Origin of the sequence: Mycobacterium sp., from assembly GCF_049280035.1 — a bacterium.
GTDB lineage: Bacteria > Actinomycetota > Actinomycetes > Mycobacteriales > Mycobacteriaceae > Mycobacterium.
In genome coordinates this window covers 1-1801 of record NZ_JBAPPI010000111.1, presented here as the reverse complement: position 1 = coordinate 1801, position 1801 = coordinate 1, and the positions used below count along the sequence as shown (strand labels likewise).

Genomic DNA, 1801 nt, shown 5'->3' with positions numbered 1-1801 from the left:
CGCCGCGTGTGCGGTGTCACGCGCCGGCGGCGACAGCCGCGCCAGCCGGCCCCAGACCGCCTCCGACACACTGCGCGGCAAAGCGCCCCCGCGCAGCGCATCCTGACCGGCCGCCAGCACCTCGGTGACGTAGAACGGGTTACCGTCGGTGAGCCGATGCAACTCGTCGGCGTTGATCCCGCTGCCGGCGCACAGAACCACTACCGCGTCTCGGCTTAGTGGATCGAGGGCGATCCGGGTCACTGCGGCGCAGGTCGCCAGGTCACCGAGCGCCGCCGCCAGCGGGTGTTGTTCCCCGACTTCATCGTCGCGATAGGACACGATCAGCAGCAGCGGCAGCGAGCTGACTCGGCGGCCCAAAAACCGCAACAAATCCAGGGTGGCTCCATCGGCCCAGTGCGCATCCTCAATCACCCACACCCACTTGGCGCCCTCGCCGAACAACGCCAAAAGCCCGGCATAGACCGTTTCGCTGTCACCGGCATCGATCGCCGCTCGCAGCTGCGCTGCCCGCACGCCGTCCAGCCCGGCAAGCATATCGATGAGCGGACCCAACGGCCGCGGCGCGGCCAGCGGATCACACCAGCCCCGCAAAACGCTGAGCCGCTGTCCCAGCCGCGAGATGAATTGGGCGATCACCGCGGTCTTGCCGACCCCGGCCTCCCCCCGCAGCAACACCAGCGACCCATCGCCCCGCGCTGCCTGCCGCGCCGACCGATCCAACTCGGCCAGCACGGCGTCGCGCTCCAGCAGACTGTCCACCGGCCGTCTCGGACTCCCTGCGCTCCGCCACATCCGCTGGTGGCGGTGTTGCAAATCTCGGGCCAAATATAGGTACAACTACGGATGTGCCGAGACCAGTCGGGCGCGCACACTACTGGCGGAAGCGTGAGCGGGCGGCCTGTCGCAGACACCAGCAAAACGCACATCGGGTCAGGATGTGGCTTAAAGCTTAGGCCTCAGCCCCCGTTCACGCCTCTCAATCAGATCCGCGCGCAAAGGATGGCCACCTTGAACAGCCTGAGACAGCCCCGCCACCGGGACGCGGTGTTGGGGTGCACACAACACCTCAAAGAGTGGTGCGTGCCCCCTGGCCTGATCCAATGCCAGGCGACCCGCCCTGGGTGGTCACCAAAAAAGTTGTCAAAAAGTGTCCGTCGGGCCAGGGGTGGCTGCTCCTACCGACGAGAGCCGCCCACCGCGGGCCGCGACTACAGGTAAGGAAACAGATCATGCGCTCTACCCACGACCCGGACCGGACCACCTACATAAGGCGACCGGCCGCCCACACAATCGCGGCCCAGGATTACAACCGATCGGCGGAGGACACAAACGCGTCCCCGGACCGGACCACCTACACGAGGACCACGTACACAAGGCGACCGGCTAACGACACAATCGCGTCCCGGGACTACACGATCGCCTCAGCATGGGCGTCGAGTCCGCTCGGTGACCCGGCAGCCCCTGACGGGTACCTGTCGGAGCGTTCCGACTTCGCGCGTGACGCGGACTTCGCGCCTGAGCCGAGTACCCCGGCCGCCAAGCGGTGGTTCGTGCCCAAGCGTGCGGTAGTTGCCGCGGTTGTGATCGGCGCGGTCGGCGCCGGTGCCGCACTGGCTATGACCCTGGTCAGCTCCACCAGCTCGACTCAGCCGAGGCCCGCGGTTGTGGTCCCCGGTCCCGCCGCACCGCAAGCTCCCGCCGCACCGCAAGCTCCCGCCGCACCGCAAGCTCCCGGGGATGTCCCCCCGGCTGCTGTCGTGCCTGGCTCACCCCCAGTCGAGAGCGCACCGGATAACGG

At 67.9% G+C, this 1801-nt stretch carries 1 protein-coding gene and 1 pseudogene; one reads left to right on the top strand and one right to left on the bottom strand.

Annotation, left to right across the window (positions count from 1 at the left end; all coding sequences use genetic code 11):
• Window positions 1-762: AAA family ATPase (locus tag WAN71_RS03740; protein ID WP_422224042.1), on the bottom strand; the 762-nt coding region annotated here is incomplete at its 3' end.
• A 470-nt stretch (window positions 763-1232) separates the two neighbouring features.
• Here WAN71_RS03740 and WAN71_RS03735 point away from each other — a divergent pair.
• Window positions 1233-1801: pseudogene (locus WAN71_RS03735) on the top strand (hypothetical protein); the annotation flags it as partial.